Source organism: Streptomyces sp. NPDC012794 (assembly GCF_042901085.1).
Classification (GTDB): Bacteria; Actinomycetota; Actinomycetes; order Streptomycetales; family Streptomycetaceae; genus Streptomyces.
The window spans coordinates 1-19,750 of sequence record NZ_JBIBCI010000039.1; the positions used below are offsets into that span (position 1 = coordinate 1).

General features: G+C 74.2%; 14 protein-coding genes, 3 tRNA genes and 1 pseudogene. 6 read left to right on the top strand and 12 right to left on the bottom strand.

The features are described from left to right. From ACFY7H_RS33430 to ACFY7H_RS33440, 3 genes and pseudogenes are all read left to right on the top strand, one after another. Positions 1-100: pseudogene (locus ACFY7H_RS33430) on the top strand (IS481 family transposase); the annotation flags it as partial. A 376-nt stretch (positions 101-476) separates the two neighbouring features. After that, a complete protein-coding gene (locus ACFY7H_RS33435; RefSeq protein WP_388946291.1) occupies positions 477-1,070 on the top strand; it encodes a bifunctional DNA primase/polymerase in 594 nt (197 codons plus the stop codon). Beyond that, positions 1,061-1,134, top strand: a tRNA-Lys gene (locus ACFY7H_RS33440). The genes ACFY7H_RS33435 and ACFY7H_RS33440 overlap by 10 nt, the downstream gene beginning before the upstream one ends. Before the next feature lie 84 nt (positions 1,135-1,218). Here the strand turns inward: ACFY7H_RS33440 and ACFY7H_RS33445 are convergent. Continuing rightward, entirely contained in the window at positions 1,219-2,415 is a 1,197-nt protein-coding gene (locus tag ACFY7H_RS33445) for a M6 family metalloprotease domain-containing protein (protein ID WP_388946294.1), read from the bottom strand. Between the two features lie 411 nt (positions 2,416-2,826). On the opposite strand from ACFY7H_RS33445, the gene ACFY7H_RS33450 reads away from it, so the two are divergent. Beyond that, positions 2,827-4,659 (top strand): putative bifunctional diguanylate cyclase/phosphodiesterase, encoded by a 1,833-nt coding sequence (locus ACFY7H_RS33450; RefSeq protein WP_388946297.1) that lies wholly within the window; start codon positions 2,827-2,829, stop codon positions 4,657-4,659. A 97-nt stretch (positions 4,660-4,756) separates the two neighbouring features. Here ACFY7H_RS33450 and ACFY7H_RS33455 read toward each other — a convergent pair whose 3' ends face one another. Both ACFY7H_RS33455 and ACFY7H_RS33460 read right to left on the bottom strand, forming a co-directional pair. After that, positions 4,757-6,454 carry a glycosyl hydrolase family 18 protein gene (locus ACFY7H_RS33455; RefSeq protein WP_388946300.1) on the bottom strand — a complete coding sequence of 566 codons (1,698 nt, stop codon included), beginning with the start codon at positions 6,452-6,454 and terminating at the stop codon, positions 4,757-4,759. Between the two features lie 266 nt (positions 6,455-6,720). Then, positions 6,721-8,028: an LLM class flavin-dependent oxidoreductase gene (locus ACFY7H_RS33460; protein WP_388946325.1), complete on the bottom strand. Its 1,308-nt coding sequence runs from the start codon at positions 8,026-8,028 to the stop codon at positions 6,721-6,723. Between the two features lie 263 nt (positions 8,029-8,291). Here ACFY7H_RS33460 and ACFY7H_RS33465 point away from each other — a divergent pair, with 263 nt between their 5' ends. Next, positions 8,292-9,050, top strand: a complete 759-nt coding sequence (locus ACFY7H_RS33465) for an IclR family transcriptional regulator (protein ID WP_388946303.1) — start codon at positions 8,292-8,294, stop codon at positions 9,048-9,050. 127 nt (positions 9,051-9,177) lie between these two features. Here ACFY7H_RS33465 and ACFY7H_RS33470 read toward each other — a convergent pair. The 5 genes from ACFY7H_RS33470 to ACFY7H_RS33490 form a co-directional block, all read right to left on the bottom strand. Continuing rightward, positions 9,178-9,251 (bottom strand) — tRNA-Lys (locus ACFY7H_RS33470). Between the two features lie 77 nt (positions 9,252-9,328). Then, on the bottom strand, positions 9,329-11,038 hold the full coding sequence (locus ACFY7H_RS33475) for an AMP-binding protein (RefSeq protein ID WP_388946305.1): 1,710 nt from the start codon (positions 11,036-11,038) through the stop codon (positions 9,329-9,331). 26 nt (positions 11,039-11,064) lie between these two features. Then, positions 11,065-11,730 carry a lytic polysaccharide monooxygenase gene (locus tag ACFY7H_RS33480; protein WP_388946308.1) on the bottom strand — a complete coding sequence of 222 codons (666 nt, stop codon included), beginning with the start codon at positions 11,728-11,730 and terminating at the stop codon, positions 11,065-11,067. Between the two features lie 406 nt (positions 11,731-12,136). Next, positions 12,137-14,350 carry an SPFH domain-containing protein gene (locus ACFY7H_RS33485; protein WP_388946311.1) on the bottom strand — a complete coding sequence of 738 codons (2,214 nt, stop codon included), beginning with the start codon at positions 14,348-14,350 and terminating at the stop codon, positions 12,137-12,139. Positions 14,351-14,361: 11 nt separating this feature from the next. Further along, positions 14,362-15,816, bottom strand: a complete 1,455-nt coding sequence (locus ACFY7H_RS33490) for a peptidoglycan-binding protein (RefSeq protein ID WP_388946328.1) — start codon at positions 15,814-15,816, stop codon at positions 14,362-14,364. Between the two features lie 227 nt (positions 15,817-16,043). On the opposite strand from ACFY7H_RS33490, the gene ACFY7H_RS33495 reads away from it, so the two are divergent. Further along, positions 16,044-16,117, top strand: a tRNA-Lys gene (locus ACFY7H_RS33495). Positions 16,118-16,227: 110 nt separating this feature from the next. Here the strand turns inward: ACFY7H_RS33495 and ACFY7H_RS33500 are convergent. The 4 genes from ACFY7H_RS33500 to ACFY7H_RS33515 form a co-directional block, all read right to left on the bottom strand. Then, positions 16,228-16,893: a class F sortase gene (locus ACFY7H_RS33500; RefSeq protein WP_388946314.1), complete on the bottom strand. Its 666-nt coding sequence runs from the start codon at positions 16,891-16,893 to the stop codon at positions 16,228-16,230. Then, the gene (locus ACFY7H_RS33505; RefSeq protein ID WP_388946316.1) at positions 16,890-17,495 is read right to left on the bottom strand and encodes a hypothetical protein; all 606 of its coding nucleotides are present in this window, start codon (positions 17,493-17,495) and stop codon (positions 16,890-16,892) included. The genes ACFY7H_RS33500 and ACFY7H_RS33505 overlap by 4 nt, the downstream gene beginning before the upstream one ends. Positions 17,496-17,598: 103 nt before the next feature. Beyond that, positions 17,599-18,378, bottom strand: coding sequence for an HAD-IIA family hydrolase (locus ACFY7H_RS33510; RefSeq protein WP_388946319.1), 780 nt, complete (start codon positions 18,376-18,378; stop codon positions 17,599-17,601). A 296-nt stretch (positions 18,379-18,674) separates the two neighbouring features. Continuing rightward, a complete protein-coding gene (locus tag ACFY7H_RS33515; RefSeq protein ID WP_388946322.1) occupies positions 18,675-19,445 on the bottom strand; it encodes a hypothetical protein in 771 nt (256 codons plus the stop codon). Between the last annotated feature and the right edge of the window lie 305 nt (positions 19,446-19,750).

The following is a 19,750-nucleotide window of genomic DNA, read 5'->3' on the forward strand; positions in this document are numbered from 1 at the left end:
AGACTTCCTCCACACCTACAACCACCACCGCTGCCACACCGCACTGGGCGGCATGCCACCCATCAGCCGCGTGAACAACGCTGCGGGTCAATACATCTAGGCCGTCTCTTCCGGATCTTGCTCCCCCGGCTACCGCTGGGAGGTACCCCCAGACCCGCGACGCCTGGCACGGCACCTCGCCGCGCTGTCGGCACAGCCGAGTACGTCCAGTTACGCGCGCTGCGCCTCCGCCTCGCGAGGCACCGCACCAGACGCCGCGGGCTTGCCCGGCAAGATCCCAAAGAGACGACCTAGGCACGGGACCGGGCACGGCCTCGGCACGGTCCGGCCGGGGCACACGGAAACAGGGCGGCCGGTCCCGGGACCCCGCGGTTGCGCGGCACATGCGCGGCGCAACATACCCCAGGACCGCCCGCCCTGTCCCGGTTTTCGGTAACTCCGCGGAACCGCTGCGCTACGGCGGGTACACCTGGCATATGACGACCTTGACGACGGCCGCCGGCTGCCCCGCCCTCGACGGCCCCGACGCACGCACCGCGCCCGCCACGCAGGTCACCGCACAGGGTGCCGCCTGGCTGGCCTCCGCTTCCGCGCACCCGCACGAGACGCTCGCCGTCTGGGAGGCGCGGCCCACCGCGCCCGCCGTGCTGCCCTGCGGGACCGCGTTCGACGTCGTCAACGTTCCGCTCGTGCTCGGCCGCCGGATGCTCGACCTGCTCTGGGAGCGGGGCCCCGGCTCGGGGCCCGCCGCCGTCCACCGCGGGCGGATGCTGCTCTTCGCCTCCCCCGGCACCGCCCAGCGGCTCCCGGCGCTGCTCGCGTGGGAGGAGTGGGGCCCGGCCGCCCCGGCCCCGCTGTGCCACGGCCACGGGGACGCCGTCACGGTGCCCCCGCTGTCCGCCGCGCCGGGCCCGTCGCGCTGGCTGGTGGCCCCGGACGCCCGGCTGCCCTGGCTCCCCGGTCCGGACGCCCTGCTCTGGGCGTTCCTGCACGCCGCCCGGGGTCCGGTATCGATTTTTGGTTCGGCCGAAACGCCTGCTAATGTCTACGACGTCAGCAGGCGCCGCTAGCTCAGTTGGTTAGAGCAGCTGACTCTTAATCAGCGGGTCCGGGGTTCGAGTCCCTGGCGGCGCACAGACGGGAGAAGGTCCCCGCTCTTCGGAGCGGGGGCCTTCTTCGTGTGCGCGCGGTGTGCGCGCGGCGGCGGGAACGACTCCCTCAGGTCGTGATCTTCACCGTGTAGGCGCCCGACTGGGTCCGGTCCGCCACCTCGATGGTGATGCGCTCCCCCGGCACCGTGAAGGTCTCACCGACCTCCAGCGGCGCGTCCGCCAGCGGCGGGTACACCGAGCGGTCCCAGCAGGCCTCCGTGCGGGGGTGCCCGTCCAGCACCTCGATCGGCCCGCCGCCCGAGGACGCCTCGTTGCGGACCCGGTAGACCAGGACCCCCTCCGTGCAGGTGTCCCCGTCGTTCCCGGCGGAGCCGCGCGCCTCGACCGCGATCGCGCTGCCGGGGCCCGTACGGATCACCGCGAGCCGGGTGCCGCCCGTGCCGCCCGGCGGCGGCGCCTCCGACAGCGGCTGGAGGGTGTGCAGCGAGGTGCCGGACCGTACGCAGTCCACCTGGGCGGCATCCAGCCAGCCCAGCTTCCACTTGTGCCAGGCGAACAGGTCCGGGGCCATGCCGAACTGGCTGCCCATGACGTCCCAGTCGCCGACGTAGGTGTCCCAGTCGCCCTTGCCGTCCGCCGGCCGGTGGTAGAGGTCGGGCAGGTCGAAGACGTGCCCGGTCTCGTGCGCCAGCACGTTGCGGTCCGGCGGGTGCTGCTCGAAGACGGTGACGATCCGCCGCAGCTCCGAGCCGTCCGCCACGATCGGGCGGTCGAAGTTGACGACCTTGGTGGCGTCGGAGTCCACGCCGGGGGCGCTCGGGTCGGCGATGAAGTACACGACGTCGTACGCGCTGAAGTCCACGCGCGGATCGGCGGCAGCGACCGCGTCCCGCAGGTAGGCCGCCCGGTCCCCGGGGGCCCAGTCGCGCCGTATCCCGTAGGCGGTCGCCGGCCGGGGCATCCGGATCCACTGCTTCTGCGGGTGCGGGGCCAGCCGGAACCGGCCGTAGGAGGCACGCTCGAAGAACTCGCTGGTCGCCGGGAAGTAGTCGGCCGTCAGCTCGGCGGGGGTGAGGGCGGTGCGGTGGCCGGGGAAGGAGAGGAAGACCATGACCGCGTGGAGCGTGCGCTCCGGCTTGGGGTAGGAGCCGTTCCAGGTGTCCACGCCGAGGGAGTGGTGGGCGGCCGTCCGCGTCAGCGCGCAGGGCCCCGCGGCGTTGGTGTCGGCGACGGCCGGACCCGCGACGAGCGACATGGCGGCGAGCGCCGTCATGGAGGTGAGGGCCGCGGCCGTACTTCGCATGCGGGAGCGGTCCACTCCCCCGGGTGTCTGCTCTCGCCGCACGTCGACCTCCCGCTGGTGGATTCGTCCCGTCCCATCCACCTTGGGGTGATTGTCTGACTAATGTCCTGTTCCGGTGCCCCACATGAGTGACTGCTGCGGCAAGCCGGTGACCCCCGGAGTTCACGGCGGTCGCTACAGAACGTCACGATCGGTCACATCAGATCGACTCGCGCCGCCCGATGCTCACAGATGCGCGCAAACGGTCACCCGACCCCTGTCCGACACCCCGTCAGGAGGCCCCCCGAAAGGCGTCAGCATGGCGACGGACCCGTCCCCGCACGGCGACGCCGCTGGATAGGGGCTCCCGGCAGCCTCTATGATCGGCACACTTTCCTGCGCGGACACTCACGAACACAGCGGGAGCGAACGGTGAGCGGAACCTCAGAGGAGACCGGTTCGGCGGCCGAGAGCACCCGACCGACCCTTACGGAGCGTCACCAACCAGTGTCTGCCGTGCCCGAACCGCGCGACTACCGCGCCGCCTTCGACGCGGCGCACCTCGCCATGGCCGTCATCGGCCGCGGCGGCGAGGTGATCGCCGCCAACCGGGCCCTGGCCACCCTCCTGGGAGCCGAGCCGCACGCCCTCGCCGGGCAGTGCGCCGCCGACCTCGTGGACCTGGCGGCGGAGGCCCGTACCTGGCAGGCCTACCAGGAGGTGCTGCGCGGCCGGCAGGCCCGGCTGCGGTGCACGCGCCGCCTCAAGCACCCCGACGGGCACTCGCTGTGGGCCGAGGTCACCCTGGGCCCGGTGACCGGCACCCCGGACGTCCTGCTGTCCGTCGCCGACATCAGCGACCGGCGCGACCTCCAGGCCCGGCTGCGGCACCTCCAGATGCACGACCCGGTGACGCGGCTGCCCAACCGGGCACTCTTCTTCGAGCGCCTCTCGGCCGCCCTGGAGGCTTCCGCCTACGGCACGGGCGGCACCGGCCGGATCGGCCTGTGCTACCTGGACCTCGACGGCTTCAAGGCGGTCAACGACACCCTGGGCCACCGGGTCGGCGACCGGCTGCTGACCGCCGTGGCGGCCCGCCTCAGCCAGTGCGCCGACCAGTCCGGCTACGGCCGCTCGGGCGGGCACCTCGTCGCCCGGCTCGGCGGCGACGAGTTCGCCCTGTTGGTGGAGGACTCCACCGGCACCGAGCAGCTCGCCGACCTGGCGCGCAGCGTACTGGCCGCCGTACAGGAGCCCTTCGACCTGGCCGGGCAGCGGCTTTCGGTGTCCGCGTCGATCGGCGTGGTCGAGCGGGACGCGGCCGGCACCTCGGCGACGGGGCTGATGCAGGCGGCGGACACGACCCTGTACTGGGCGAAGGCGGACGGCAAGGCCCGCTGGACCCTCTTCGACCCCGAGCGCAACGCGCACCGGATGACCCGTCAGGCGCTCTCCTCCAGCCTGCGCCCGGCCGTGGAGCGCGGGGAGTTCGAGCTGGAGTACCAGCCGCTGGTCGACCTGGAGAGCGGAGTGGTGCGCGGGGTGGAGGCCCTGGTCCGCTGGCGCCACCCGCAGTTCGGGATGCTGACGCCGAATCGGTTCATCGGGATCGCCGAGGAGGACGGCTCGATCGTGCAGCTGGGCCAGTGGGTGCTGCGCACGGCGTGCCGCCAGGCGCGGCGCTGGCAGATCGACCAGCCCAGCGACTGCCCGGTGTTCGTCTCGGTGAACGTGGCGGTGCGCCAGGTGTGGGACTCGGACCTGGTGGGGGACGTCGCGGAGATCCTCGCCGAGACCGGCCTGGCCCCCCAGCTGCTCCAGCTGGAGCTGACGGAGTCCGCGGTGATGGGGTCGGCGGGCCGCCCCCTCCAGGCGCTCCAGGCGCTCAGCGACATGGGCGTGCGGATCGCCATCGACGACTTCGGGACCGGCTACTCGAACCTCGCCTACCTGAGCCGGCTCCCGGTGTCCGTGCTGAAGCTGGACGGCTCCTTCGTCCGCGGTTTCCGCTACGAGGAGGGCACCCACCCGAACCCGGCCGACGAGACCATCGTGGAGGCCCTCGTCCAGCTCGCGCACCGGCTGGGGCTGACGGTCACCGCCGAGTGCGTGGAGACCGCCGGCCAGGCGGCCCGGCTGCGCCGCGTCGGCTGCGACACCGGGCAGGGCTGGCTGTACTCCCGCGCGGTCGCGCCGGAGCGGATCGCCGAGATGATCGCGCCGCCGCCGGGGGCCCGGTTCGCCTCGGGGACGCCGCAGGCCTGAGGGCCGCCGCGCGCCCCAAAAACCGGGAACCGGAACCGCCCCGCCCCCCGGGAAGGGGGGCGGGGCGGGCCGGCGCTCGGCGCGGGGTGGGGGGAGATCAGCAGGCGCCGAGGTCCTTCCAGACACCCCATTCACCGGTGGTGCCGGGCGCCTCGTTCTGCGTCCACCACTGGGCCCGGTACTTGCGGCCATTGTGCGAGACCTCGTTGCCGGCGGTGTAGACGGTGCCCGCGACGTAGGCCGGGACGCTGCCGCAGCCGGTGGTCGGGGGCGTCGTCGGCGGGGTCGTCGGCGGCGTGGTCGGCGGGGTGGTGGGGGGCGTGGTCGGCGGGGTGGTCGGCGGCTGGGTGGCAGCGCCGAGGGCGTCCGAGATCTGGTTCAGCAGCGTGGTGTTGTTGTCCAGGCCGAGCAGGGAGTACATCATCGCGCCGGCCAGGCCGCGCTGCTTGCCGTAGTCGACGCGGGCCTGGATCGACTTCTGGTTCAGGCCGGTGAAGAACTCGCCGTCCTTGTAGAAGTACGAGGCCTTGGCCTGGTCGTCCCAGTAGGTGGTCGCCGGGTTGTCGACGATCCCGCCGAGTTCCTTGTAGTTGGCGATGCCGGCCTGCTGGCTGGTGGGACGGGCACCGGAGGCGCCGGTGGCGGGCTGCGCGAGGCCGCCCGCCGCCCCTGCGGGGACGCCCTTCCAGCCGCGGTAGTAGAACTCGTAGCCCAGGGTCAGCTTGCCGGCGGGGAACCCGCCGGCGATGCCGTAGGCCGGGTTGCCGTCGATCCAGGAGTCGATGGCGTTGTCGATGCTGTACTTCTGGGTGCCCGGGGCGATCACGTCGGTCGGGTCGCCGGCCGGGGAGTACAGCGGGGACTGGTGGTACGTCGGCCCGTCGCCGTCCCAGGCGCCGTGCATGTCGTACGTCATGATGTTCGCGTAGTCGAGGTACGCGCCGATCTTGTCCGTCTCGATGTGCTTGATCTTGTCCTGGCCGGCCGGGAGGGCCGCCGTCAGCATGAACTTCTTGCCGCCGTTGGCCCGGCCGTAGGCGTCGAGCTGCTCGCGGAACTCCTTGAGCAGGAGGGTGAAGTTCTGCTTGTCCTCGGGGGCGTAGTGGTTGCCGAGGTGGCCGTCGGGCGAACCGGGGTACTCCCAGTCGATGTCGATGCCGTCGAAGATCCCGGCCGCGGTGCCGGGGCCGCCGAAGCCGTCGGCCTTGGGCAGGTTGCCCTTGATGTACTGGTCGATGCAGGAGGAGACCAGCTTCTTGCGGGAGGCGTCGGTCTTCGCCGCGTCGCTGAAGTACTTCGAGTACGTCCAGCCGCCGAGCGAGATGTTGATCTTCAGGTGGGGGTACTTGGCCTTCAGCTGCTTGAACTGGTTGAAGACGCCCACGATCGGCTGGTCCCACTTGTCCGCGACGCCGCTGACGCTGTCGGCCGCACTGAAGGACTTCTGGTAGTCGGCGTACGAGTCGCCCGCGCCGTCACCGGCGTTGGGGTTGTTGTCGTCGCCCGCCGCCTTGTTCGCTTCGAAACAGGTGAGCTCGGTGGGGTGGATGTTGCCGAACGAGTAGTTGATGACGTCCAGCTTCCCCGCTATGCCCCGGGTGTCGAGGTGCTTGGGGTAGAAGGCGTTGCCGTACACGCTCCACTGGTCGTAGTAGGCGATCCGCACGCCGCCGGCCGTGGCGGTGGTGGAGGCGTCGGCGGCCTGTGCGGTGCCGAGTCCCGCGAAGCCGGCCAGCGCACCGGCCGCCAGCGCGGCCGTGGCGGCGGCCGCGATGAGGGGTTTACGCACGTGCATGAACTGCCTCCGTGGGGGTGGGAGGTGAGGAAATCAGCGGTAGGTGAGAGAAGTGATAGCGATCACCCGGCACCCCAGTCAATGGTTTGGACCAAAGAAGGACTAGACCACTCAACGGTCAAATCCCCTCGTCAGAGACCTGAGCGCACCGCAAGAACCGCCCGCCACCCCGGGTGACGAGCGGTTTAAGGCTCCCTTAGGTCATGCTCCGGCAAGCCTTCGGCAACGAACCAGCCACATGCCGTTTCTCCCGGACCCAGCCCCGCTCAGGCCCGGGTCGAGGGCTCGGCGGGCATCCCGTACGCATCTGCGACGAGTCCGTACGAGCGCAGCCGGGCCTCTCCGCCATGGGCGTTGGCGGTCAGCATCAGCTCGTCCGCGCCCGTCCGCGCCACCAGCGCGTCGAGCCCGGCCCGGACCTCGTCGGCGGTGCCGTGGACGACGTTGGAGAGCCAGCCGTCGACGAACTCCCGCTCCAGCGGCGAGAAGCCGTACGCGGCCGCCTCCTCGGGCGTCGGGACCAGCCCGGGCCGCCCGCCGCGCAGGCGGAGCATCGACAGTGCTCCGGTCAGCACCTGCGCACGCGCCTCGGCAGCGGTGTCGGCGGCCAGCGCCGAGACGCCGATGAGGGCGTACGGGGCGTCCAGCACCGCCGAGGGGCGGAAGCTGTCGCGGTACAGCTCCAGCGCGGGCAGGGTGCCGGCCGCGGAGAAGTGGTGGGCGTACGCGAAGGGCAGGCCCAGCTCCCCCGCGAGCCGGGCGCTGAAGCCGGAGGAGCCCAGCAGCCAGACCGGGGGACGCCCGGCGGGCCCCTGCACCGGGCCGGGCACGGCGTGCACGCGGGCGTACGGGTGCCCGTCGGGGAAGTCGTCGTCCAGGAAGCGGGTCAGCTCCGCGAGCCGCCGGGGGAACTCGTCCGCCGCCTCGTCCAGCCGTCCGGGCCCCCGCAGCGCGGCCGCCGTACGGGGGTCGGTGCCCGGCGCCCGGCCGAGCCCGAGGTCGATCCGCCCCGGGGCGAAGGCCTCCAGGGTGCCGAACTGCTCGGCCACGGCGAGCGGGGCGTGATTGGGCAGCATGACCCCGCCCGAGCCGAGGCGGATCCGCGAGGTGTGCGCGGCGAGGTGGGCCAGGATCACCGCCGGGGAGGAGCTGGCGACCCCGGGCATGGAGTGGTGCTCGGCGACCCAGTGGCGGTGGTAGCCCCGGGCCTCGGCCTGCCGGGCGATCCGCACGCTGGTGCGAAGGGACTCGTGGGCGGTGGACCCGCTGCCCACGGTGACCAGGTCGAGCACCGACAGCGGCACCGGCGCCCGGCCCCGGGCGATCCCGCGGACGGGGTCGCGGGGACGGTCCTGGGCCGGGTCGCCGGCCGGGCCGCCGGCCGGGTCCCCGCCGGGGTACTGCGGGCGGTCCTGGGCCCGGTACCGGCCCGGGTCCGCGGCCGGAGCCGTGGCCGCCGGAGCCGTGGGCGCCGGTGCCGCCGCCGGGTCCTGGGCCGTGGCCCGGTCCGCCTGCTGAGGGCTGCCTTCCGCCGACCCGCCCGTGCCCCGGCCCGCGTCCCCGGTGTCGCTCATCGTCGCTCCCGTCCCGTCCCGCTCGTGCGCCCGCGGCGCCCCGTACGCCTCGTACGGCGTTCGTACGAAGAACTCGAACGGGAAGTGCTCGCCGGGCATTCCCGGCAGACCGGGGCATGCCCATGCCGCTGGCATATGCCAAACGGGTAGTTCCAGGCCGGGCGACTTGATTAAGCCATCAATCTCCTCAACACACGCCCCACGTGGGCCCCTTGATGGCTATCGTGGTAGAGCAAGCGGTAACAACCTGGTAGGGGGAAACCGTGGCGCTGAAGCCCGAGCCGACCGCGCCGTTCCACTCGGTGCAGTACGCCCTGCGCGTACTCGAAACGATCTCGCGGCACACCGGCGGTGTGACCGACGTGCAGATCGCGCGTGAGACCGGCCTGCCCGCGGTCCATCTCGCCCCGATGCTCCTCATGCTCCGCCGCGAGGGCTACGTCCTCCAGGTCTCCGACGGCGCCTACGCCATAGGTGACTCCCTCGTCCTGCTCGGCTCCGGCCTCGGCCGGCAGCAGGCCCTCCAGGAAAAGCTCCAGGACACCCTCGACAAGCTGCGCGACTCGGTCGGCGCGGCCGTCTACATCAGCCGCTACGTGGACGGCGAGGTCCGCATCACCCAGTTCGCGGACAGCCCGCGCACGCCCAAGGTGCACGAGTGGGTCGACTTCCGCTCGGCGGCGCACGCCAGCGCGGTCGGCAAGTGCCTGCTGACCCAGCTCGACCAGAACGGGCGGCGCGACCACCTGTCCCGCCACAAGATCGCCCGGCTCACCTCGAAGACGATCGTGAACGAGCGGATCCTGTTCTCGAAGCTGGACTCCCAGCCCGCCACCGTCCCCGTCCTGGACCTCCAGGAGTACGCGGTGGGCACGGTCTGCGCGGCGGTCCCGATCACGGCCGGTGCCGCGGTGGGCTGCCTGGCCCTGTCCATGCCGGTCGAACACGCCCACCGGCTGCGCGCCGCGGCCGACACCCTGAACCGCAAGGCCGCACCGCTGCTGCTGTCACTCACCCTCTGAGGGCCCCGGAAGAAGGCCGAGCGCGGCCCCGGCCCCGGACACCCTGCGGCCCCGGAAAAAGCACTGCGGCGACCCGGAAAACACTTCGGGCGGTTCCCGGTGAACCGGAAACCGCCCGAAGATCAGGTGCGCCGCCAGGGACTCGAACCCCGGACCCGCTGATTAAGAGTCAGCTGCTCTAACCAACTGAGCTAGCGGCGCCTGCTGACAGAGAAAATACTACCTGGTCCCCAGGGGTGCTCCAAACCAGTAACCGCAGGCCCGCACGGCGAGCCCCCTCAGCGGTCCAGCAGCTCCCGGCGGCCCTGCGCCTCGTACGCCGCCAGCAGCGCGGCCAGCCCCTCCCCGTCGAGCCGGCGGTACGCGCCGCCGGACCGGTGCCAGACCGGGCCGGGGCCGAGGAAGCCGGCCCGGCGCAGGGCGACCCGGTGGATCTTGTTCGTGGCGGTGACGGGCAGCGCGTCGAGGATGCGCACGTAGCGCGGGGACATCTTCGTACCGAGGTCCGGCTGCGCGGCCAGGAAGGCGCCGAAGGCCTCCGGGTCGAAGGTGGCGCCCTCGCGCAGGGCCAGGGCGGCCATCACCTGGTCCCCCGCGACCTCGTCCGGGACCGCGTACACGGCGACACCGGCCGCCGCCTCCCAGCGGGCCAGGATGTTCTCGATCACCGCCGCGGCCAGGTTCTCGCTGTCGACCCGCAGCCGGTCGTCGGTGCGGCCCGCGAAGTAGAGGAACCCCTCGGGGTCCTGGAAGAACAGGTCACCGGTCCAGTACCAGCCGTGCCGGGTGCGGGCCGCCTCGGCGCCGGGGTTGCGCCAGTAGCCCTCGAAGAAGCCGCCGCCCCGGTTGACGAGCTCGCCGATGGCCTCGTCCCCGTTGACCAGCCGGCCCCGCCCGTCCAGGACCGCGGGCGGGCACTCGCGGCCCGTCTCCGGGTCCACGACGGCCAGGTCGTCCCCCGGGGCCGCCCGGCCCAGCGCGCCCGCCGGGGTGCCGGGGGCCCGCTGGACCGAGGCGCCGCCCTCGGTGGCCCCGTACCCCTCCACCAGCCGGACCCCGAACCGGTCGGCGAAGCGGGCCGCGTCCACCGCCCCCGCCTCGGTGCCGAAACCCAGACGCAGCCGGTGCTCCCGGTCGTCCGGGCGGGGCTCGGTGGCCAGCAGGTACTGGACGGCCCGGCCGACGTAGGTGAAGTACGTCGCCCCGTAGGCCCGTACGTCGTCCATGAACGCGGAGGCCGAGAAGCGGCGGCGCAGCGCCACCGGGGCGCCGGCGGCGAGGGCGGGCAGCCAGTCGGCGATGACGGCGTTGCCGTGGAAGAGCGGCATGCAGATGTAGTGGACGTCGTCCGCGGTGACCGAGAGGCTCCGGGCCAGCGCTCCGCCGGCGGCGGCGAGACGGCCCTGGCCGCAGACGGCGGCCTTCGGGGCGCCGGTGGAGCCGGAGGTGAAGTAGAGCAGCAGCCGGGTCCCGGGGCCGGGCGGCGCTCCGGCACGCACCGTCGACTCGCCGGGCTTCGCGGCGGCGTACGGGGCGAGCAGGGTCTCGTACTCCTCGGTCCCCGTGACCAGGAGCCGTACGCCGGGCAGGTCCAGGCCGCGCAGCAGCGGGAGGTGGGCGGGCTCGGTGACCAGGATCCTGCAGTCGGTGTGCAGGATGTCGCGGGCCAGCTCGGGGCCGCGCCGGGTGGGGTTGATCCCGGCGACGGCGGCTCCCGCGAGGGCCGCCGCGCCGAGCCAGAAGGGGAACTCGGGGGTGTTGTCGAGCAGCACCCCCACGTGCGGCTCCGCCCCCGGCGGCAGCAGGTCGACGAGGAGCGCGGCGCGGGCGGCGGCCTCCCGGGCGGTCCGGTGGCGGCTGAGGACGGCGGGCCCGGCGCTGCCGGCCGCGCCGGCCCCGTACATCAGCCCGGGCCGGTGGTCGCCCCACTGGCGCGCGACGAGTTCCGCGACGGTCTCGCCGGCGCCGGGTGCTGTCGTGGTCCGCATGCCGCCGGAGGTTAGCTGACGTGGCGTCAGAATTGAACGTCGGAGCAGGCGTAGAACGCCATCGGGGTGTCGTTGACCGTCCAGACGGCCAGGATCATGTGCCGCCCGGTCTTGCCGGCCGGCATGGAGCCGCGGTGGATGGTCGTCATGTCCGGGCGGCCGCCGTTGTACGGGACGACGAGGAAGGGCTGGGGGTCGAGGGCGGCCCGGGTGAGGGGCTTGGCCGGGTCCCATCCGTTCCGGGTGACGTAGTACCGGAAGTCGGTGGTGGAGTGGTTGGCGGTGAACTGCCAGCGGAAGTCGAAGGGCTGGCCCGAGTTCACCCGGGTCGCGGGCCAGTTGCCGCCGCGCGGGTCGTCGAGCTGGGCGAACTCGCTGTGCCCGCCGGCGCATATCTTCCCGTCGGCCGGACCGGCCGCCGGGAAGCCCTTGTACCCCTCGACGCTCTGCGGCTCCCACTGGATGGGGCCGCAGTCGGAGACCGTCCTGTTGGCGCAGAGCTTCTGGCGGCTGATGGGGGTGTCGGTGTAGCCGTGGCCGCTGGCGCTGGGGGCGCCGAGCAGGGCGATTCCGGCGAGCAGGCCGAGACCGAGCGTGGCGGCGGCGGCCGTCCGCGCGGGGCGGGAGGGGTGGGAGGGGTGCACGGGGCCTGTGGGGCGTGCGGGCCATGAGGGCATGCGGAAGGAACGCATGGTGCTCCTTGGGCGTGGGGGGAATGCGGCATCCGGCGAGGGGTGCGCGTGTGGGGATCGGCCCTGGCGGGCCGGCTGGAGCTGGGATCCGGCGGTCGGTGGGGTCGACCGGAGTGGTGGGGGCCGGGTTGGATTGGGTTCGGTTGGGTTGGTGAGCTCGGTGGGACTGGGCTGGGTTGGTGGGACTGATCGGGGCTGGTGGAGCTGGTTTGAGCTGGTGGGGCGGATGGGGTGAGTGGGGCTGGTGGGGGTGCTGGGGCCGGGCGGGGGGAGCCGGTCGGCCGCTCTAGGTCTAGACCAAGTCCCAGGGTATGGACGGGAGTTGGCCATGTCTATACCAATGAGCGAACGGGTGGTCCGGTCATTACCGGCCACCCGTTCGCTCGCGGAACCCCCGTGACGGCTGTTACTGGTCGGACCGCCCGGTGTAGAAGGCGACGGTGAGGTCCTTCACCAGGGCCTTGCGCTCGTAGTCGTCGAGCTCCACGATCCCGCGCGAGGTCAGCCGGTGGACGGTGTCGTCCACGGCGTCGACCACCGACGTCAGCACCGTGTCCCGGTGCTTGGCATCGATCGCGGCCACCCGGCGCCGGCGCATCGCCTCCGCGACCTCGGGGGCGTACTCGATCCGGGTGGGCTGGGCCGAGAACACCTCGATCCCGACCGCCTCGGTTTCGGCCGCCACCATCCGGGTCAGCGCGTCACCGACGGCCTCGGCGTCGCGCAGGGTCGGGGCGTCCTCGTGGAAGGCGTCGGCGGGCAGCTGGGACAGCACCCGGGCCATCGCCGACTCGACCTGCTCGGCCAGGTAGTCGGTGTGGTCCTCGACGGCGAGGGTGGCCCGGGCGGTGTCCTTGACCTGCCAGACGACCTGCACGACGACCTGGAGGGCGAGCCCGCCCGAGTCCACGGCGGGCATCGGCTCGCTGCGCCAGTGCCGCAGCCGGACGTCGACCCGCTGGCGCAGCAGGAGCGGGCTGATCCAGGTCAGGCCGGTACGCCGGACCGTGCCCCGGTAGCGCCCGAAGAGGGTGAGCACCCAGGCGTGACCCGCCTTGGCCCGGCCGAGGCCGCCGAGTGCGAGGAGGGTGACGATGCCGAGGAAGGCGAGCGGGGGCCAGTGCGTGGCGCGCAGCCCCTGGTAGGGGCGGGGAGGGGCCCCGAAGGCGGCGACCACGGTGGCGGGGACCACACCGGCCCGCCACAGCACCGCCGCGCAGCCGAGGAGGGCCAGGCCGCCGACGGCCACCGCGATCCAGCCGGGCAGTACGGGCCCCCGGTGCTCGCGGAGCCGGTCGTCGCCCCGGGGGACGCGACGGCCGGCGACCGGCTTCCGCGCGGTGATGGCGACGGGAGCGGCGGCCGGGGACCTGGGCGGCTGCGGCTGCGGGCGGAACGGGAGGTGCAGCGGGACCTCCGTGACCGCACCGCCGCGCGAGGGGCGCGGGCGGCCGCGCGGGGCGGGATCCTCGGTGCGCATCCCGCGCGCGACGGCCCGCGCGGCGATTTCCGCGGGTCCGGGGCCGGGCACGCCGTGCGGGGGCTCGGGCGCGGGGTGCGGGATGCCGGGGGCGGCGTCCGCCCCGGCCTGGCTCCGGGCGGCGGGCACGTCACCCCGCGGCGGCCCCGGCCGGGCGGGCTCGCTGCCGGGCTCCGGGGCGTCGGCGGCCGCGCGGAACGCGTCGGGGTCGGCGTCGGCGTCGGCGGGGTGCGAAGGCCCCGGCCGGGCGGGTTCCGGTTCGGAGGCGCGGCCCTGGGTGGGGCCGGGAAAGGCCCCCGGAGCCGGATCGGGGGCGGTGGCCGGGGGCGCCGCCAGGGCCAGCGGGGCCGGTTCGGGGTGCGCGTGCCCGGCCGGGAGCGGGTCCGGCTCGGCGGCGCGGGGGGCCGTCGCGGCGGCGGGCTCCGCGGCGCGGGGGGCCGGAGTGCAGGTCGCGGCGGCCGCGGGGAACTCCGTACCCCCGGTCGCGGAGGTGGGTTCCGCCGCCGGGACCGCCGTCACGGGCTCCGGACCGGCCGGGCGGAGCGCGGCGACGCCCGACGCGAACCGGGTGGCTCCGAACGGCTGGACGGCCCGTTCGGGGGCGGGGCCGTCGGGGTGCGCGGCCCGTGCCGTCGGCCCGTGGCCCGGCTGCCCGGCGGGCCGGTCCCGGTAGCCGCCCGGCTGCGGAACGGCCGCCCGGGCGGGGGCAGCGGGAGCCGCCGCCCACGGATGCGGGTCGGGGGCGGCGGACTCCCCCGCCGGGGGCTGCGCCTGCGGCTCCGGCCCGGCCGGGTGCGCGGCGGCGGGCGCCGGCTGCGCGGACGGCCACACCGGGGCGGGGGCGGGGTGCGCGGCGGGCGTCGGGGCGGGGGTCGGCGCCGGGGGGACGGCCGGGGCGGGGCCCGGGGCGGGGAGGGGGACGGGGCCCGCCGCAGGGGGCTGCGGTGTCCATGACCCGCGGTACACGGCGACCGGCTCGGCGGGGCGGGTCCCGGCGGCCGGGTCCTGGTCCACGGCCGGCGCCCGGGACGGCAGCGGGCCGGCGGGACCCGAGGCGTGGGCGGTGGCGCCGGCGGGGGCTGCGGGCAGCGCGGGGATGCGGAAGGTGCCCGTGGTGAACGTCGTGTGGGTGGGGTACATCGTTGCCTCCGTCATGCGAACAGCCGGCGCCAGGTTTCCGGGCCCGGATAGCCGTCGGCCGAGGCGCCGCGCCAGCCCTGGGCGCGCTGGAAGGCCTCGACGTTGCGGCGGTCGGCCTCGCTCCAGCGCGGGCCCGGGCCGGACGTGTAGTGCTTGCCGAAGCCCTTCGCCGCCAGCCGGCGGGCGAGGGCGAGGACGGCCGGATGGGACTGCCCCGGGCGGAAGACGCCCGGCCCGGGGTAGGCGGGCACCCCGGTCGGGCCGGGCAGGGCCACGGCCGGCTTCACCGCACCGGGTCCCGTCGTCCGTCCCGTCGGCGGGATGTCCTTGCCCTTGCGCTGGACCAGCAGCCGCCAGGTGTGCTCGCCGGGGATGCCGTCGGCGTCGGCGCCCGTCCAGCCCTGTGCCTCCTGGAAGGCCCGCGTGGCCTGCCGGTCGGCGTCGCTCCACTTCGTGCTCGGCCCCTTGGGGTAGAAGCGCAGGGCACCGCGCCCGATCAGCATCTTGCCGAGCTCGGCGACGTACTCGTTGTCCGCGCCCGGGCCGAACTTGGCCGCGCCGGGGAAAGCCGCCGTGCCCGCCGGCGGGGCGCCCGGTACCGGCGTGCCCGGTACCGGGGTGCCCGGCACCGGGGTGCCCGGCACCGGGGGGTCCGGTACCGGGGGGTCAGGGAGGACCCCGGTGGTCACGCCGTTGTACCGGTACGGCAGGTACTTCTCGGAGTTCTTCCAGTACCCGTACGGCGTGGCCTGCTTCCGCGTCGCCGGGCGGGTCTGCTCGTACGCGACGTAGTGCGTGCGCGTCTCGTCGACCCAGCCGCCGAAGAGGACGACGTGCGACCCGTTGTTGGGGTCCGCCGGGTTGTGGAAGAGCAGCATGTCCCCCGGCAGCAGCTGCTCCTTCGTGATCTTCGTGGCGAAGGAGTCGAGGCTGCCGGTCCACTCGTTCGTCCCCAGGTTCCAGGCCATGGAGACGTACCCCGAGCAGTCCTGCCGGTAGCCGTCCGACCAGTACGAGGTCATGCTGTAGGGGACCTGGGCGTCCAGCCAGGTCTTCGCCCGGTTGATGATCGTGGCCCGGTCGATGGCGCGCACGGCGGGCGGCGCGCCCGGCCGTCCCACCGACGGGGACGTGGGGCGCGGCCCGGGGGTCGGGCGTCCGTGCAGCGGGGCCCGGTCGCCCTGCGGGGTGCCCGGACCGTCCGCACCGTCCCGGTCGTCCAGGGCAACCGGGCCGGGGCCCGGCACCGGCCTGGCGGTGGCCAGTGCCGCCGACCCGCCGCCGCCCAGCACCACACCGGCCGCGGTCGCCAGTACCAGCGCCCGGCGGGCCCCGCGCGCGGCCGGGTGCCCGCCGTCCCGCAGCGCTATGGCCCGCCCCCGCGCGAGGGTGCGGCGCCGCTGCGCGCACCCGAGGCACACGCAGTCGCCGGCGGGCTCGTACTCCTCGAAGACCGGCAACGTCATCGGCGTCGGCATCTGCACATGCACCGGAGGCTGCATCGTCATGCGGTTCCGTCCACTCCCCTGCTCGTCCACTGGTCGGCCGGGCACGCATCTGTCGGGGCATCAGATTCGGCTCGACCAGACATATCGTGCACGACAAACCTCCTAAACATGGGTTAATCGGACAGCGCGGGCGCGGCTGGTCACGAGCGCCTCTCCGGGTGGGGTAGAGTTTTGCCTGTCAGCAAGCGCCGCTAGCTCAGTTGGTTAGAGCAGCTGACTCTTAATCAGCGGGTCCGGGGTTCGAGTCCCTGGCGGCGCACAGACGAGAAGAAGACCCCCGTGGCGAAAGCCACGGGGGTCTTCTTCGTTCTGCCGCCGGCCCGGCCGGGCGGGGCCTCGGGGGCTGGGGGCCCGGCTGCCCCGGACGGGCTAGACCGACGCCGTGGCCGGCTTCGCCCCCGCGCCCGTGAGGTACGCCGAGACCACCACGTTCGCCGCGTACTGCCCGGCCGCCTTGTCGTAGTTCCCGCCGCAGGTGACGAGCCGCAGTTCGGCGCGGCCCCCGACCCGGGGCCCGTACGCCTTGTGGGGGTCGAAGCCCGCGCGCTCGAAGACGCGTACGTCCTCCACGGTGAACTCGGCGACCGTGGCGTCCGCCCGCTCCACGCGGATCTTCTGGCCCGGCTTGAGGGAGCTCAGGCCGTAGAACACCGCCGGCTTGGACCGCGTGTCCACGTGCCCCACCATCAGCGCGGCCCCCACCGCACCGGGCGCCGGGCCCGCGCCCCACCAGCCCACCGTGCCCGGGAGCTCGTACGGCGGCGGATCGATCGCCCCCTGCGCGTCCAGGCCCCGGGCGATCACCGGCGCCCGGACGCCCAGCGCCGGTACGTCGACCCGCGCGGGCATCACCCCGGGCAGCGGGGGCCGCGCGGCCGGGAGGGCCGGCCCCGGCTGCCCGCCGGCCTGGTCGGCGGCCGGAACGGGCGGCACCCCGGTGATCTCCTTGCCCCACAGCCACAGGCCCATGACCAGCACCGTCCAGGCGGCGAAGGTCAGCAGCCGGCCGCCCGCGGAGGCCCTGGGCTCGCTCATCCGCCGTTGCGGCGGCGTCGCAGGGTGATGGCCCGGCCCGCGACCGCCAGGGTGGCCGCGGCGGCGAGAACGGCGCCGATCACGGTGTGGGGCAGCCCGGGGCCGTCGCCGTCGTGGCTCTTCTCCGCGGCCGTCGCCGGCCGGGTCGCCCCGGCGACCTCGGCGGACATCCCGCCGCCGCCCGCGTGGACCGGCCAGACCGGCGAACGGTGCGGGTCGGGGCGGTGGTGGTGGTCGCGGTGGCGGATGTCGATGGAGCCGCGCAGGCCGTCGGCGCCCTCGCACTTGACGCGGATCTCGTGCCGGCCCGGGTCGGCGTGGGAGCGGACGGTGGCCTCGCCCCAGAGGGTCCGGCCGTCCCCGTGGCGCGAGGAGAGGCGCACGTCCGACACGAAGACGGGGGAACGGGCCACCCCCCAGTCACCGTGACAGCCCCGCACGCGGATCTTGACGTGCGCTCCCGGTGCGGCCGGGTTCGGTTCCGCCGAGACGCCACCGCGGTCCCACTCGTTCGCGAGGGCTGCGGGGGCGGTCACGGCGGTGAATGCCGTCAGGGCGACGGCGGCCCCTGCGACACGCAGAGCGATCAGAGAACAGCGCATGGTGAACCTCCTCGACAAGGAGCCTCACGCGCGGCGCGCCGCTCCGCATCCGGAGCGGCGCTCTCTTGGCCCGTACGTGTCAGCCGTACCCGCTCCTGCGCGACTACACCAGGCCGACGAGGTCAGCGATGGAATCGACCGTCTTGGTCGGCCGGTACGGGAACTTCTCGGTGTCCTCGACCGTGGTGAGACCGGTCAGCACGAGGAAGGTCTGCATGCCCGCCTCCAGCCCGGCCAGCACGTCGGTGTCCATACGGTCGCCGATCATCGCGCTGGACTCGGAGTGGGCGCCGATGGCGTTGAGACCCGTGCGCATCATCAGCGGGTTGGGCTTGCCGGCGAAGTACGGCTTCTTGCCGGTCGCCTTGGTGATCAGCGCGGCGACCGCACCCGTGGCCGGGAGCGGACCCTCGGTGGAAGGACCCGTCTCGTCGGGGTTGGTGCAGATGAAGCGGGCGCCGCCGTTGATCAGCCGGACGGCCTTGGTCATGGCCTCGAAGCTGTAGGTGCGCGTCTCGCCCAGGACCACGTAATCGGGCTCGTGGTCGGTCAGGATGTAGCCGATGTCGTGCAGGGCCGTGGTCAGGCCGGCCTCGCCGATGACGTACGCGGTGCCGCCCGGGCGCTGGTCGTCGAGGAACTTCGCGGTGGCGAGCGCCGAGGTCCAGATGTTCTCGACGGGCACGTCCAGACCCATCCGGCTGAGCCGGGCCTGGAGGTCGCGCGGGGTGTAGATGGAGTTGTTGGTCAGCACCAGGAAGGGCTTGCCGGACTCGCGCAGCCGCTTGATGAAGGCATCCGCGCCCGGGATCGGGGTGCCCTCGTGGATGAGGACTCCGTCCATGTCGGTCAGCCAGGATTCGATCGGCTTGCGCTCTGCCACGGGACGTCTCTCCGCTCTGCGGTGCCTCTGACCTCGGTGGGCCTCTGGTCTGAACCACCCTAGCGGTGCGGGGCTGCGGAAGGGGAGGGCGTCCACGGCCCGGGACAGGGCGGGGCGGGGGCGGCCTCGCCGTCGGGGTGTTCAGCGGTACGCCGCCCCGTGCGGCGGCGTGACGCCTGCGCGTGGGCGGGCCGGCGGCGACGGCTGTGACGGGCCGGCGAGCGGGTCGGCGCGGCCGGTCGCGCCGAGGAGGTGGAGGGGCGAGGGAGGTACGGGGGGCGTGCGCGGGCGAGCCGCTAGGCGGAGGCCCGGAGCCGCCGGGCCCCGAGCAGCAGCCCGCCCCCGGCGGCGACGGCGGCCACGGCGGCGGACCCGTAGACCCACTCGTGGGGCCCGGTGTGCGCGAGCGAACCCGCCTCGGCCGGGTCCTGCGGCCCCTCCACGGAGAAGCGGTACCCGCCCGCCTCCCCGACCCACTCCCCGTCGCCGGCCTTGCGCTGGACCAGCGCCGCGTCGGCGACGACCTCGCCCAGGGGGGTGTCGGCGGCGAAGGCCAGCCGCACCTTGACGGTGGCGGAACCGCCGGCCGGCACGGAGAACCCGGCGAACCGGCTGTCCCCGTTCCCACCGTTCGCACCGTTCCCGCCGCCGGGCCCGCCGTCGAACACGGCGATGATCTCGTCACGGTCGGAGCGCTCCAGCGTGACGGGGAAGGGGCCGCCGGGGGCCTCGAACTCCATCCGGAGGTGGGCGGGGCGCAGCGCCCGGGCGGCATCGGTGAAGACGACCACGGGGTGGATGGCCGTACAGGTGCCGCTGGTGGTGTTGGTCAGGTCGAGCAGCCAGGTCTGCGGCCCGGCACCGGCCCGGTAGACCACAGGCCCGCCCCGGATCCGCGCCCCGATGGGGAACGCGGTCGCCTTGCCGTCGCCGCAGGTGGCGTGCGCGCGGGAGGGCAGCGCGGGTGCGGGGCGGGCACCGCCTCCGTTGCCGATGTCGGCAGCGGCGGTCGCGGTGTTGAGGGCCAGGAGGAGGGCGGTGAGGGCAAGGGCGTTGCGCAGTCTCATGGCAGACCTTCGCTGCTCGCCGGACGGAACGATGATCGGACGAGGCGACAATCACCCCGGCCCTCCCGCACCCTGCCACGCCCGCGCGACCCACATCCCACCCCACGCCCAAGCCCTCCCGGTTTACGCCCATACGGCGGCCGGGGTCAAACGGTGGGGCTGGGGGCGCCCGGGGAAGGCGGTGCCGCCGGGGGGTGGGGCGAAGCCCCCGGGGGTGGGGCGAAGCCCCCGGGGGGTGGGGCGAAGCCCCCGGGGGGTGGGGCGAAGCCCCCGGGGGGTGGGGCGAAGCCCCCGGGGGGTGGGGC